This window comes from Pectobacterium carotovorum (assembly GCF_033898505.1).
In the GTDB taxonomy this organism is placed as follows: domain Bacteria; phylum Pseudomonadota; class Gammaproteobacteria; order Enterobacterales; family Enterobacteriaceae; genus Pectobacterium; species Pectobacterium carotovorum_J.
Genome location: NZ_JAXAFK010000001.1, coordinates 1,944,039 through 1,958,182, shown reverse-complemented (window position 1 = coordinate 1,958,182; position 14,144 = coordinate 1,944,039). Strand labels below are relative to the sequence as shown.

Here is a 14,144-nt window from a genome sequence, read left to right as displayed (position 1 = left end):
ATATCACAGGAAGGACAATGTGAAATATTTGCTGATTTTTTTACTCGTGCTGGCGATATTCATCATTTCTGTCACACTGGGCGCGCACAACGATCAGGTTGTGACATTTAACTACCTGCTGGCACAGGGGGAGTATCGTATCTCCACACTGCTTGCCACGCTGTTTGCCCTGGGCTTTGTCCTTGGCTGGGTTATCTGTGGTCTGTTTTATCTGCGTCAGCGCATTGCGCTTGGCCGTGCACAACGTAAAATCAAGCGTCTGGAACAACAACTTTCTACCTCCACCGAGGAGAACGTGGCGCCAGTGCAGACGGTCACCCACTAAGGAATTCTCTCTATGTTAGAACTGCTGTTTCTGTTGCTGCCCGTGGCCGCCGCGTACGGCTGGTACATGGGGCGCAGAAGTGCGCAGCAGGACAAAGAGCAGGAGTCCAACCGCCTGTCCCGTGAGTATGTCACCGGGGTTAACTTCCTGTTGTCCAATCAGCAGGATAAGGCGGTTGAGCTGTTCCTCGACATGCTTAAGGATGACAGCAACACCTTTGAAGCCCACCTCACGCTCGGTAACCTGTTCCGTTCGCGCGGCGAAGTTGACCGTGCGATTCGTATTCATCAGGCGCTGACCGAAAGCGCATCCTTAACCTTTGAACAACGTCTGCTGGCGGTGCAACAGCTGGGTCGTGACTACATGGCCGCCGGGCTGTACGACCGTGCCGAAGAAAGTTTCAACCAGTTGGTGGATGAAGAAGATTTTCGGCGTAGCGCCCTGCAGCAGCTCTTACAGATTTATCAGGCGACCAGCGACTGGCCGGCGGCGATTGATGCCGCGGAAAAACTGGTCAAGATGGGAAAAGATCAGCTCCGCGTGGACATCGCCCATTTTTATTGCGAATTGGCGCTGTTGGCGATGGGCAGCGACGATCTGGATAAAGCGTTAACGCTCCTGAAGAAAGGAGCAGCGGCGGACAATCAGTGTGCCCGCGCGTCTATCATGATGGGGCGTATTTATATGGCTCAGCAGGATTATGCGCGCGCCGTGGAAGCGCTGCGACAGGTTCTCGCTCAGGATAAAGAGCTGGTCAGTGAAACACTGCCGATGCTACAGGAGTGCTATCAGCACTTAGATAAGCCCTTAGATTGGGCGAATTTCCTCAAACGCTGCGTGGAAGAGAATACCGGTGCGACGGCGGAATTAATGCTGGCCGACATCCTCGAAAGAGAAGAGGGCGCAGAGGTGGCACAGGCTTATATTAACCGTCAGCTTCAACGCCATCCCACAATGCGTGTGTTCCATCGCCTGATGGATTTTCACCTGCATGAAGCGGAAGACGGACGAACAAAAGAAAATCTTCAGGGATTGCGCGACATGGTGGGCGAACAGATTCGCACCAAACCCCGCTACAGCTGTCGCAAATGCGGCTTCACGTCACAATCACTCTATTGGCAGTGTCCTTCCTGCCGCACCTGGGCCAGCATAAAGCCGATCCGCGGGCTCGACGGTCAGTAACGTCTCACTATATCAAGCGGATGTTCTTTATCTCATTTAGTTACAACATACTAAAAACGTTGTGTGATTTCGATTCCAGTCGGCCTCTTTAACTGTGTGAGTCTTCAGGTTGCTGGGATTTCGGGGGCGGGGCATGTAGAATGCGGCGGGAATTTTGGCTTCGCAAGAGACTGGGTGACGAATGAAAAACGAGAATCTACAGCAAAAGAATCAAACGGTATCATCCCCGATTGTAGTCGCGCTGGACTATGCCAATCAGCAAGCGGCGCTGTCGTTTGTTGACCGTATCGATCCGCAGGATTGCCGTTTGAAGGTAGGCAAAGAGATGTTTACCTTATTCGGCCCACAGTTCGTGCAGACGTTACAACAGCGCGGCTTCGATGTGTTTCTCGATCTGAAATTCCACGATATTCCGAACACCGTCGCTCACGCCGTTGCGGCCGCGGCCGATCTTGGCGTGTGGATGGTGAATGTCCACGCCAGCGGTGGCTCACGCATGATGACGGCGGCGAAAGAAGCGCTGGTGCCGTTTGGTAAAGATGCACCGCTGCTGATTGCCGTAACCGTGTTAACCAGCATGGACGAAGACGATCTGCACGGACTTGGTATTACCGTCAGCCCGGCTGAGCAGGTGGAAAGGTTGGCGGTGTTAACGCATAACAGCGGGCTGGATGGCGTGGTGTGTTCCGCGCATGAAGCGCAGCGGTTGAAGCAGGTATGCGGGCAGGCATTTAAGCTGGTCACGCCGGGTATTCGTCCCGCTGGCAGCGATGTTGGCGATCAGCGCCGCATCATGACGCCGGTTCAGGCGCAGCAGGCTGGCGTAGATTATATGGTGATTGGGCGTCCGATCACCCAATCGGAGGATCCGGCACAGACGCTGCGTGAGATTCGTGCTTCACTGCTAAACGGGGCTGCCTCATGAACATGCGTCGTGACGAGAATAGCCAGCTGGTTTACTCCACGGAAACCGGGCGTATTAAGCCGGAAGAAGAACAAGTCGCTCGGCCAAAAGGTGATGGCATCGTGCGTATCCAGCGTCAGACTAGCGGACGCAAAGGGAAGGGCGTGTGCCTGATCAGCGGTCTCGATCTTGATGATGCTGCGCTGGATAAGCTGGCGGCTGAATTGAAGAAAAAATGCGGCTGCGGCGGTTCAGTGAAAGACGGCGTGATCGAAATCCAGGGAGATAAACGCGATCTGCTAAAACAGCTCCTGGAAGCAAAAGGAATGAAGGTTAAGCTGGCTGGTGGCTAAGCATATAAATATACTCTAAATAATTCGAGTTGCATGAAGGCGGCAAGAGAGGGAATCCCGATGAGCTTACTCAGGTAAGTGATTCGGGTGACAAATCTGCCGGGAGCAGATTTGAACGCTGCTTGCAGCGGCCCTTCAGGGCGAGGCCCACGACGGGCCGAGTATTTGAGCGTAGCCAACACACATGCGGCTTGAAGTATGACGAGTATAAAAAGCAGCAGGTTTACTCCCGTGAACCTGCTGCTCACGAATTCGTTATTTATCGACCTGACGGCCAATCAGCCCGCCGATAGCTGCACCGCCCAGCGTTCCTAATGTTCCGCCATCCGTTAAGATAGCCCCACCTACCGCACCGGCACCGGCACCAATCGCGGTATTACGGTCACGTTTAGACATGTTTGAACAGCCTGCGAGCGTAACAGCAAGCGTAATCGCCAGAGCGGCTGTTGCAAAACGTTTGTTTAATTTCATCTTTTTCCCCTTCTGCTCTTGGTCTCACGTTTCTTGTGAGGAAATATCGAACAACGTGCTTTTTACGGTATTAAATAAAGAAACAGGGCCTTTTACCGCTTGATGACAAGTATAATCATCGGAAAAAACTGCAACAGGTAAAAAATCTTAATTCCCCTCCGTTATGTTAACGATAGCAATAATTGATAAATTTGGCTGTTTTTTGCACAATTCTGTGGTGTGTCTCTTTCTTTTTCCCATAGCAGAACACCGCTAGGTCTTTAGCGATTTAGCCCATAGCGACGCGCTCGTCAGGCCGCGAAAATGGTGTCATCTCGCCGATGGGAGGCCGACATGTTAGAAACGCTAAAAAAACAGGTGCTGGAAGCCAATCTGGCCTTGCCGCAGCACAATCTGGTGACGTTTACGTGGGGAAATGTCAGCGCGGTAGATCGGCAGCGTGGCCTGATGGTGATCAAACCTTCCGGCGTGGAGTATTCAGCTATGACGCTGGAGGATATGGTTGTCGTTGAGCTGGAAAGCGGCAAGGTGGTAGAAGGCACGAAGAAACCGTCGTCAGATACCGATACCCACCGTGTGCTGTATCTGGCGTTTGCCGATATTGGCGGTATTGTGCATACCCATTCTCGCCATGCCACGATCTGGGCGCAGGCCGGTAAAGATATCCCCGCCTGGGGAACGACGCACGCAGACTACTTTTATGGCTCGATTCCTTGCACGCGTCTGATGACGGATGAGGAAATCAACGGTCGTTACGAGTGGGAAACCGGGCAAGTTATCGCTGAAACTTTCCGCCAGCGTGGTATTTCACCGGTAGATGTCCCTGCCGTATTGGTTAACTCGCACGGCCCCTTTGCGTGGGGGAAAGATGCCGACAACGCGGTACACAACGCCGTTGTTCTGGAAGAACTGGCCTACATGGGGATTTTCTCGCGCCAGCTAACGCCTCAGTTGGGTGAGATGCAGCAAACCCTGTTGGATAAACACTATTTACGCAAGCACGGTAAGAACGCGTATTACGGACAATAAACCGCCGCGGTGTCTTTCTCGTTACCTTTAAAACCACATAGCGTCGCAAATGCGGCGCTATTGTTATTTATGGGGCTTGGGTAAGGGGCAGGGGTTACACGCCATAAAAAATCCCTCCACGAGGGAGGGATTGAGGAATGGGCGACGGTGGCGTTTAAGGTTGAGCACCGTCTCGTAAAACAATTGGCGTCTCTTTTGCCGTTGGCACATCGCTGTTCAGCGCACGGCGAATGACGAAGAAGGCGGAAACCAGCATCGTTACCGCCACCAGCATGAAGAACCCACACAGCGCGGCGTTGATCTGGTTACTGAAGACGATGGTTTCCATGTCTTTAATCGATTTGGCCGGTGCGATCAGCGTGTTCTGCTCAATACCCGCCGCGAAGCGTTTTGCCTGTGCCAGAAAACCGATGCTGGGTTTTTCATGGAAGATTTTTTGCCAACCTGCCGTCATCGACGTAATAAACAGCCAGACGGTAGGAACGATAGTCACCCACGCATAGCGCTGTTTCTTCATCTTAAACAACACCACGGTGCCGAGAATTAACGCCATCGATGCTAGCATCTGGTTACCGATACCGAACAACGGCCAGAGCGTATTGATCCCGCCCAGCGGATCGATGACCCCCTGATACACGAAGAATCCCCAACCGGAAACAGCGACAGTCGTACCGGCCAGATTCCCCAGCCAGGAGTGGCTGTTGGCCAGTCTGGGAATCGCGATCCCAACCAAATCCTGCACCATGAAACGACAGGCGCGCGTTCCTGCGTCAACCGCGGTCAGGATGAACAGGGCTTCAAACAGAATGGCGAAGTGATACCAGAATGCCATCATCGCCCGGCTGTTAAAGATCTCGGTGATGATGTAGGCCATGCCTACCGCGAAGGTCGGTGCACCGCCAGCACGGGAAAGAATAGAGGCTTCGCCAACGTCATGGGCAATCGCGCTCAATTCCTGCGGGGTAATCACAAATCCCCAACTATTGATGGCCTGCGAGGCGCTCTCAACCGTGGTGCCGATCAGCGCGGCAGGTGAGTTCATGGCGAAGTAGATGCCCGGTTCGATAACCGAGGCACAAATCAGTGCCATGATTGCGACGAAGGATTCCATCAGCATTGCGCCATAGCCGATGAAGCGGATGTGGCTTTCACGTTCAACCAGCTTCGGTGTGGTGCCGCTGGAAACCAGGGCGTGGAAGCCGGAAATCGCGCCACAGGCGATGGTAATAAACAAGAAGGGGAACAGCGTACCGGAGAAGACCGGGCCGGTGCCGTCAATAAAGCGGGAAACGGCGGGCATTTTCATTTCCGGCATCGCGAACACGATACCGAAGGCCAGCCCGATAATGACCCCGATTTTCAGGAAGGTGGAGAGGTAATCACGCGGCGCCAGCAGCAGCCAGACCGGCAGCACAGAGGCGATGAAGCCGTAAATCACCAGAATCCAGGTGAGCGACGTGCCTTTCAGCGTGAAGAACGGCCCCCAGTAGGGGTGTGCGGCAATGTTACCGCCATACACAATCGCCAGCATCATCAGCACAAAACCGATGATGGACACTTCCGCGATCTTACCCGGGCGTAAAAAGCGCATGTAAACGCCCATAAAGAGCGCGATAGGGATAGTGGCGGCGATGGTGAACAGCCCCCACGGGCTTTCTGCCAGCGCCTTAACGACGACCAGCGCCAGCGCTGAGAGAATGATGATCATCACGCCCAACGCACCGAGCATGGTGATGATACCCGCGAACGCCCCGAGTTCCTGTTTCGCCATCTCGCCCAAAGAACGACCATCCCGACGAGTGGAGATAAATAGCACCAGGAAGTCTTGCACGGCACCCGCCAGCATAACGCCGACCAGAATCCAGATCGTACCGGGGAGGAAGCCCATCTGTGCGGCGAGGATTGGCCCGACCAGCGGTCCGGCTCCGGCGATCGCGGCGAAGTGGTGGCCGAACAGGACCCATTTATTGGTGGGAACGTAGTCCAGGCCGTCGTTATGACGCTCCGCTGGTGTCAGGCGGCGATCGTCGAGCTCAAATACTTTTTTGGCGATAAACAGGCTGTAAAATCGATAGGCAATGCTGTAACACGATACAGCAGCCACGACTAACCACACGGCATTGACGTGTTCACCGCGGCTCAGTGCCAGCGTGGCGAACGCAAAGGCGCCCGCCAGGCCGACTAGCAGCCAGATCACAATGCTCTTTACGTTACTCATAACAACGGCTCCTTCGTTATTCAGAAAGGGTATAGCGCGAGTGTTAATGCAATTTAACAATAGTGGGTTTAATGGCGAAGAGAAGGGAATGGATGAGAAAATGTGAGCGAAGGTGAATTTTTGTAAAGAAAATTAAAGCTCAAACAAAGGCTAACGAAATGCGCGGGCATAACCCGCGCATTTTTGTATGTGCTGTCTATTTCATCAATGGTATTCTACTGATGCTGTCAACGGGCTGCTTCGTTTATCGACCACACCAACCGCGATAGCAAGGAGCAGCGCACTCAGCGACAGGATCCCGCCGGCCCAGTTTGGTGCCGTGAAACCGAAGCCATTGGCGATAACGCTCCCGCCCACCCAGGCACCGAGGGCATTACCAAGATTAAAGAGCCCAATATTGACCGCTGAAGCGAGCGTTGGCGCGCCTGCGGCTCTGGCCTTGTCCATCACCAGTTTCTGAATGGGAGAAACGGTCGCAAATCCAAAAGCCGCCATCAGGAATATGCACAACACCGAGGCAATCTGGCTGCTGGCCGTCAAATGGAAGATGAACAAAATGGCAGCCTGTCCAAACAGCGTGATATACAGCATGGGCATTAACGCTCTGTCTGCGAAACGACCGCCCAGCCAGTTGCCAACGAACAAGCCCAAACCAAATACCATCAACAGCCAGGTGATCGATCCCTCTGAAAAGTGCGCCACTTCCGTCATCATGGGCGCGATATAGGTAATTGAGGTAAAGAAGGCGGCGGGCCCAAGGATGGTGATGCCCATGGAGAGCAGGACTTTTGAGTTTCCGAAGGCGGCAAACTCATGCCCGATATGCTGTGCTTTGGGTTTGGCTGTGGGAGGAATAAGCATAAGTACGCCGACCGCCGTAGCCACCCCAATCAGCGTGATGACGTAGAACGTCGCTTGCCAGGAAAACTGATGGCTAATCCAGGTTCCCACGGGCACGCCAATAAGATTAGCGACCGTAAGGCCGGAGAACATAAAGGCGATGGCACTGACACGTTTCTCTTTAGGCACCATTTCAGCGGCGAGTACAGAGCCAATCCCGAAGAAGGCGCCGTGCGTCAGAGAGGTGATAATGCGTCCGGCGATAGCGACCCCGATAGAAGGGGCGAGAGCCGTGACCAAATTCCCCAGAACAAAAAGTCCAGCAAGAAAAACCAGCATGGTTTTTTTGGGTAACCGGGAGCCCAGAATAATGAGCACAGGCGCGCCGACAAAAACCCCAAGTGCATAGCTTGTCGCCATATACGCCGCCACAGGGATCGTCACTCCGTAATCGGTAGCGATTGCGGGTAACAAACCCGCGATGATGAATTCTGTCGTTCCAATACCAAAAGCACCAATAACCAGGGCCCATAAAGCAATAGGCATGATATCCCCTATGTCTAACAATTTTTGCATGTGATAAATTATGCCTAATGCTATTAGGGCAAGGAAATAAAATGACTAATGAAAAAGAAAAAACGAATGTGCTTAGGCAAGAAAGGCACATCCCCGCAAAACTGGATGACGTGGACCGAAAGATATTAGCCCTTCTGGCCACCGACAGCAGTCGGAGCTATGCCGAGTTAGGGGAAGCGCTGCACCTTTCTGCGCCATCCGTGCATGAGAGAGTGAAGCGGCTAAAAAAGGACGGAGTCATCAAGGGTACCGTTGCAAAGATTGATGGCTGTAAGGTCGGTCGGACCTTATTAACTTTTGTGCTGGTAAACACGAAGAATGTCGTGAGCACCAAACGTTTATTGGCACTGAGTGATTTGCCGGAAATTGAGGAGTTTCATACCGTTGCCGGAGATTGTGGCGTCATGCTCAAGGTTCGTGCCCGGGATACGGAAGACTTAGAGGAACTGTTAGGTAAGCTACAGGAAGTGGAAGGTGTCGACAGTACGCGTAGCTATATTGTTCTGTCGACCTTTGTTGAGCGTGGCCCTATGCCCAGTTTATAACGCGTCTTTGTTACCAGAGACGCAGAGCCTATGCACTTAAGACTACACGCTTAAGACAACTCGTTTCTTAAGGCAGAACGTTTCCGGCGGCGCGGTAAATCTCGTACCATTCTTCGCGGCTGAGCGACAGGGTAGACGCTGCCGCGATGTCACGGATGCGTTCCGGGCTCATGGTGCCGATAATCACCTGCATCGCGGCAGGGTGACGCAAGATCCACGCGGTGGCGATCGCGGTATTGGTCACGTGATGCTGATCGGCGATGTGATTAATCGTCGCGTTCAGCTTAGGGAATTTCTCGTTATCGAGGAAAACTCCCTCAAAAAAGCCGTACTGGAAAGGGGACCAGGCCTGAATGGTCATGGTATTCAGGCGGCTGTATTCCAGAATTGCACCATCGTGATTCACCGATGCCGGGTTCGTCATATTCACGTTAAAACCCGCATCAATCATGCCCGTGTGCATGATGCTGAATTGCAATTGGTTGGCAATAAGCGGCTGGCGCACGGATTTTTTCAGCAGTTCAATCTGCAACGGATTCTGATTACTGACGCCAAAGTGGCGTACTTTCCCGCTGCTTTCCAGCTCATCGAAAGCGGCGGCAACTTCATCGGGTTCAAACAGCGTGTCCGGGCGGTGCAGCAGGAGCGTATCAAGATAGTCCGTTTTTAAACGGTGTAGGCTGCCTTCAACGGAGGCGATGATGTGTGCTTTAGAGAAGTCAAAAAATCCCTTACGAATGCCGCATTTGGATTGCAGAAAAATCGAATCCCGTTGGATGGACGTCTTCTGTAAACCGGCGGCGAAAATCTCCTCCGACAAGCCGGAACCATAGATATCCGCGTGATCGAAGAAATCGATGCCTGCCTCAACGGAAGCATTGAGGATGTCAGCCGCTTCACTCGTGCTTTTCTTCGCCATTCGCATACAGCCCAGCGCAATGTTGGAAGCCTGTATTGCGGATGTACCGATTGCCATTTTCTTCATCGGGAACACTCCTGTTAGTAGGGTTGCAGGCCTGCCGTTGATTGCTCTAAAAACGGGTCAGACGTTGCTGTTTTTTATAAAAAAATCATTGGTAAATAATTGATTGATAAAGTATGTCGTTGGTAAATCATATAGCGGAACAAACGATGATGACGCGCGGGCCAGTTCACTATGAACGCCCGCGCGGAGATGCTGCCGCCGAGATGAGTCGGCGGTATGATGCTTATGCGGCTGGTTTTGCCACGATGCTGCGGGTTTCCAGACGCACTTCCGCGATGACGACGTCCAGCGTATCCCCCTGGCGATAGACGACTTCGCCTTTCACTGCGAGCGTGCCCATTTCCTGGCTGCATACCAGTTCATCGCGCACGGCGTGGATAAAGGAAGACGGGATAAACGCCACTGCGCCGTTATCCAGTAGGCGGACACGCAGACCGCCGCGCGTGACATCAATGATTTCCGCATTGAAGCGCACATCGGTACCCGCTTTGTCGCTGAGGTAGCGAGCATACAGCCAGTCGCCGACATCGCGCTCGGCCATACGGTTAAGGCGACGGCGTTCTGCCAGTTGTACCGTAACGTCGTCCTGCGGTTTTTCCGCAGCCTGTCCGGTGATAACGGCTTTCAGCAAACGGTGATTCACCATATCGCCGTATTTACGGATAGGGGATGTCCAGGTGGCATAGGCCTCCAGCCCCAGACCAAAGTGCGGCCCCGGCGTGGTGCTGACTTCCGCGAAAGACTGGAAGCGGCGAATACGGCTATCCAGGAACTGTGTCGGCTGGGCATCCAACTCGCGACGCAGCTTACAGAACCCTTCCAGCGTCAACAGCGCCTGGGCGTCGGCCTGAATGCCGTGGGTGTCCAGCACGGCAACAGCCTGATCAATTGATGCCGGATCGAAGCCGTTGTGGACGTTATAGATGCCAAATCCCAGTTTGTCGCGCAGCACAATGGCAGCACAGACGTTGGCGGCAATCATGGATTCTTCAACGATACGGTTGGCAATGCGGCGGTGTTCAACCACGATATCCAACACATCGCCTTTTTCACCCAGCAGGAAGCGGTAATCCGGACGATCTTTAAACACCAGCGCGTGGGTGGTACGCCACTCGCTGCGAGCCAGACAGAGGCGGTGCAGCAAACGGATTTGTTCAGCAATCGCGTCGTTTTGCGGCTGCCATTCGCCTTGTTCTTCCAGCCAGTCAGAGACATCGTCATATGCGAGCTTGGCTTTGGACTCAATCCAGGCGGCAAAGAAGTGAATATCGTCACCTAACGCACCGTCGGCGGCAATCGTCACGCGACAAGCGAGGACAGGGCGACGCTCGTCCGGGCGCAGGGAACAGATATCGTCCGACAGCGGGCGCGGCAGCATCGGGATGTTAAAACCGGGTAGGTAGTTGGTGAAGGCACGCTGGCGTGCAATCTTGTCCAATTCGCTACCCGCGTCGACATAGGCGGTTGGATCGGCGATAGCGATGGTTAATTGCAGCGAACCATCGCCGTTGTCCTGCACGTACAGCGCATCGTCCATATCTTCAGTGCTGGCGCTGTCGATAGTGACAAAGCTCAGCGCGGTCAGATCTTCGCGGACGAGTTCGCCGTCATGACGTTCTGTTGCTTCAACGTCCGGTGCAGCACGCTCCAGATTATGACGTGACAATGTCACCCACCACGGCACCAGCGGGTCATCGCCCGTGGTGATGTATTGCGTCAGTTCTGCATGAAATCCACGGTCGCCCTTCAGCGGGTGACGGCGCATTTCTGCCACCGCCCAATCGCCTTCCTGAAAATTGTGCGTCACATCGCGCGCGGCGCGGCAAGGGATGGCATCTTTCAGCAGCGGATGGTCAGGCGTAATGGATAAACGATCGTCTTTTTTATGAATGCGCCCAACAAATCGGGTCAGGAAGGGTTCGATGAGCGTTTCTGGCTCGACAATTTCCCGCTCTTTTTCTGTATGCAGGGTGGCGGTAATCCGGTCACCGTGCATCACTTTTTTCATGTGCGGAGGGGGAATGAAATAGCTTTTTTGTCCGTCAGCTTCAAGAAAGCCAAATCCTTTATCGGTGCCTTTGACGACACCTTCAACACGTGGTGTCTGAGAGTGAAGTTGCTGTTTTAGCTGTGCAAGCAGCGGATTATCTTGAAACATAGCGTCCAGAAATACGGTTGTGAATGGCTCAATTAGCGGTTCACAGTTTTACTCGAATCGGGTGCTGGCGGCAAGAATAATCGGGGAGAAGGTGGGCGCAGAGCGGCGGCCAAAGCGCGGATAAATTCGAGTCAAGTCAGGGCCGACTTGAACACGTCCCCTGCCGTGCACGCTATCGATTTTACGGCACGACAGGGGGAGCTTTTGATGCGGCGCCTAGTGGACTGATGCCTAGGCGATACGCAGCAGAGACTCCGTTTGCATACTACGACGAACGCTAACCGGTACCGATTTAGAGGTCGGCGTGTGCGTTTCATCCCCGAAGCTGGACAGCGGTACCAGCGGGTTGGTTTCCGGGTAATAGGCTGCCAGATTGCCGCGCGGAATGGCGTAGCTCACCAGCTTGAAACCGTTGACGACGCGGGTGATACCGTCGTTCCACAACGTTTCGATATCGACCAGATCGCCATCTTCCAGCCCCAGCGCGCTGATGTCATCCGGGTGCATGAACAGCACCTCCCGCTGCCCGTACACGCCACGATAGCGGTCATCCAATCCATAAATGGTGGTGTTGTACTGGTCGTGTGAACGCAGAGTTTGCAGGGTAAAAGGCACATCGCTGCCTTGTAGTTGTGGGAACAGCGTATCGGGCAGTGCGGCATGGCTGAATTGCGCTTTCTCATTGAGGGTATTGAAACGCAATTCGGCGGCAGCATTACCGAGATAGAACCCGCCCGGTAGGTCGCAGTTGGCATTGAAATCGGTAAAACCGGGAATGGTTGCGGCGATATGGTCGCGAATACGTGAGTAATCGTCCGCCAGCGCCAGCCAGTCGAGCTTTTCATGACCGAGCACCGCATTGGCAATCCCGGCGACAATGGCTGTTTCCGAGCGCTGCAACGGCGAAAGCGGCTGTCCGACGCCCTGTGACGCATGCACCATACTGAAGGAGTCTTCAACGGTAATAAACTGCGGGCCGCTGGCCTGCATGTCGAGATCGGTACGGCCGAGTGTCGGCAGAATCAGCGCATCGACCTTGCCGGTAATCAGGTGGCTGCGGTTGAGCTTGGTGCTGATGTGCACGGTCAGATCGCAGCGGCTGAGCGCTTCTTCGGTACGCGCCGAATCCGGTGCGGCAGCGGCAAGGTTACCGCCCAGCGCGATGAGTACTTTGATCTCATCACGCAGCATCGCTTCCAGTGCTTCTACCGTGTTGTGGCCGGCGGCGTAAGGCGGTGTGAAGTCATAATGCGCTGCCAGACGATCGAGAAATGCCGCCGTCGGTTTCTCATCGATCCCCATGGTGCGGTTGCCCTGCACATTACTATGGCCGCGCACTGGGCACAGTCCTGCACCCGGTTTCCCCAACTGCCCGAACAGCAGTTGCAGGTTCACGATCTCCCGCACGGTGGCGACGGAGTGCTTGTGCTGGGTAATCCCCATCGCCCAGGTACAAATCACCCGCGGCGACTGCTGATAAATCGCCGCGACATAGCGCAGCTGCGCTTCGTTCAGGCCGGACTGCTGTTCGATTTTCTGCCAGCTTGTCGCGTCGACAACGGCCAGATACGCGTCCACCTGTTGGGTATGCGTAGACAAGAAATCTTGATCGAATAAACCCGCTTCCCCGGCAGACAAGCGCTGGCGATGCGTTTCCAACAGCGCTTTTACCATGCCGCGCACGGCAGCCATATCGCCGCCCAGATTAGGTTGCAGGTAGGTTTCGCTAATAGTGCCGGACAGCGGCGTGAGCAGCTCCAGCGGATTCTGCGGGTTGGCAAAACGTTCCAGACCGCGTTCGCGTAGCGTATTAAAGGAGACGATATGCGCGCCGCGATCGGCGGCGTGACGCAGGCTGTGCAGCATACGCGGGTGGTTGGTGCCAGGATTTTGACCAAAAACGAAGATCGCGTCAGCGTGTTCGAAATCATCCAGCCGGATCGTGCCTTTACCCACGCCGACACTTTGTTTCAGACCGATTCCGCTGGCCTCATGGCACATATTCGAGCAGTCAGGGAAATTGTTGGTGCCCAGCATGCGGCCAAAAAGCTGATACAGATAAGAGGCTTCATTACTGGCACGGCCGGACGTATAAAGCTCCACCTGATTGGGGTGGGCCATACTCTTGATATGGCGAGCGATCAGTGCAAACGCCGCGTCCCAATCGATGGGAACATAGCGATCGCTGGCGCGATCGTAGCGCATCGGATGGGTTAAGCGTCCCTGATACTCAAGGAAATAGTCGCTTTGCTGGCGTAACGTCGTGACGCTGTGGGCGGCGAAGAAATCCAGATCGACCGCTTTGCGCGTCGCTTCCCAACTGACCGCTTTCGCGCCGTTTTCACAGAAACTGAACGTGCTGCTGTTGTCATCACCCCAGGCGCAGCCGGGGCAGTCAAAACCTTTCGATTTATTGACCCGCAACAAGTTTCGGATATTTTTCAGCGCTTGTTTGCTGTCGAGCACAAAGCGCGTGGTGGCTTCCAACGAGCCCCAGCCGCCAGCCGCGTTGCGGTATGGCTTGATGGATGGTTTGAATTTCATATACGTTCCGCAGG

General features: G+C 54.2%; 12 protein-coding genes. 6 read left to right on the top strand and 6 right to left on the bottom strand.

Annotation, left to right across the window (positions count from 1 at the left end):
• Nucleotides 1–19: 19 nt before the first annotated feature.
• The 4 genes from R9X49_RS08635 to yciH all read left to right on the top strand — a co-directional run bounded on the left by R9X49_RS08635 (nucleotide 20) and on the right by yciH (nucleotide 2,764).
• Nucleotides 20–325, top strand: a complete 306-nt coding sequence (locus tag R9X49_RS08635) for a LapA family protein (RefSeq protein ID WP_225182441.1) — start codon at nucleotides 20–22, stop codon at nucleotides 323–325.
• A gap of 12 nt (nucleotides 326–337) precedes the next feature.
• Nucleotides 338–1,507: a lipopolysaccharide assembly protein LapB gene (gene lapB / locus R9X49_RS08630; RefSeq protein WP_319847989.1), complete on the top strand. Its 1,170-nt coding sequence runs from the start codon at nucleotides 338–340 to the stop codon at nucleotides 1,505–1,507.
• A gap of 181 nt (nucleotides 1,508–1,688) precedes the next feature.
• Nucleotides 1,689–2,432 (top strand): orotidine-5'-phosphate decarboxylase, encoded by a 744-nt coding sequence (gene pyrF / locus R9X49_RS08625; RefSeq protein ID WP_319847987.1) that lies wholly within the window; start codon nucleotides 1,689–1,691, stop codon nucleotides 2,430–2,432.
• Complete coding sequence (gene yciH / locus R9X49_RS08620; RefSeq protein ID WP_010306267.1) at nucleotides 2,429–2,764, top strand: stress response translation initiation inhibitor YciH; 336 nt, start codon at nucleotides 2,429–2,431, stop codon at nucleotides 2,762–2,764. The genes pyrF and yciH overlap by 4 nt, the downstream gene beginning before the upstream one ends.
• Nucleotides 2,765–3,019: 255 nt before the next feature.
• Here the strand turns inward: yciH and osmB are convergent, their stop codons facing one another.
• Nucleotides 3,020–3,235 (bottom strand): osmotically-inducible lipoprotein OsmB, encoded by a 216-nt coding sequence (gene osmB / locus R9X49_RS08615; protein ID WP_010276685.1) that lies wholly within the window; start codon nucleotides 3,233–3,235, stop codon nucleotides 3,020–3,022.
• Between the two features lie 333 nt (nucleotides 3,236–3,568).
• On the opposite strand from osmB, the gene araD reads away from it, so the two are divergent.
• Nucleotides 3,569–4,264 (top strand): L-ribulose-5-phosphate 4-epimerase, encoded by a 696-nt coding sequence (gene araD, locus R9X49_RS08610; RefSeq protein WP_319847986.1) that lies wholly within the window; start codon nucleotides 3,569–3,571, stop codon nucleotides 4,262–4,264.
• Between the two features lie 154 nt (nucleotides 4,265–4,418).
• Here the strand turns inward: araD and R9X49_RS08605 are convergent, their stop codons facing one another.
• Both R9X49_RS08605 and R9X49_RS08600 read right to left on the bottom strand, forming a co-directional pair.
• Nucleotides 4,419–6,482: a carbon starvation CstA family protein gene (locus tag R9X49_RS08605; RefSeq protein WP_319847985.1), complete on the bottom strand. Its 2,064-nt coding sequence runs from the start codon at nucleotides 6,480–6,482 to the stop codon at nucleotides 4,419–4,421.
• 204 nt (nucleotides 6,483–6,686) lie between these two features.
• Nucleotides 6,687–7,868 carry an MFS transporter gene (locus tag R9X49_RS08600; RefSeq protein WP_319847984.1) on the bottom strand — a complete coding sequence of 394 codons (1,182 nt, stop codon included), beginning with the start codon at nucleotides 7,866–7,868 and terminating at the stop codon, nucleotides 6,687–6,689.
• A gap of 71 nt (nucleotides 7,869–7,939) precedes the next feature.
• Here R9X49_RS08600 and R9X49_RS08595 point away from each other — a divergent pair, with 71 nt between their 5' ends.
• Nucleotides 7,940–8,443, top strand: coding sequence for an Lrp/AsnC family transcriptional regulator (locus R9X49_RS08595; RefSeq protein ID WP_319847983.1), 504 nt, complete (start codon nucleotides 7,940–7,942; stop codon nucleotides 8,441–8,443).
• 67 nt (nucleotides 8,444–8,510) lie between these two features.
• Here the strand turns inward: R9X49_RS08595 and R9X49_RS08590 are convergent, their stop codons facing one another.
• From R9X49_RS08590 to R9X49_RS08580, 3 genes are all read right to left on the bottom strand, one after another.
• Nucleotides 8,511–9,428 (bottom strand): aldo/keto reductase, encoded by a 918-nt coding sequence (locus R9X49_RS08590; protein WP_319847982.1) that lies wholly within the window; start codon nucleotides 9,426–9,428, stop codon nucleotides 8,511–8,513.
• Nucleotides 9,429–9,651: 223 nt separating this feature from the next.
• Entirely contained in the window at nucleotides 9,652–11,586 is a 1,935-nt protein-coding gene (locus tag R9X49_RS08585; protein ID WP_319847981.1) for an exoribonuclease II, read from the bottom strand.
• Nucleotides 11,587–11,817: 231 nt separating this feature from the next.
• Nucleotides 11,818–14,130, bottom strand: coding sequence for an FdhF/YdeP family oxidoreductase (locus tag R9X49_RS08580; protein WP_319847980.1), 2,313 nt, complete (start codon nucleotides 14,128–14,130; stop codon nucleotides 11,818–11,820).
• Nucleotides 14,131–14,144 lie beyond the last annotated feature (14 nt).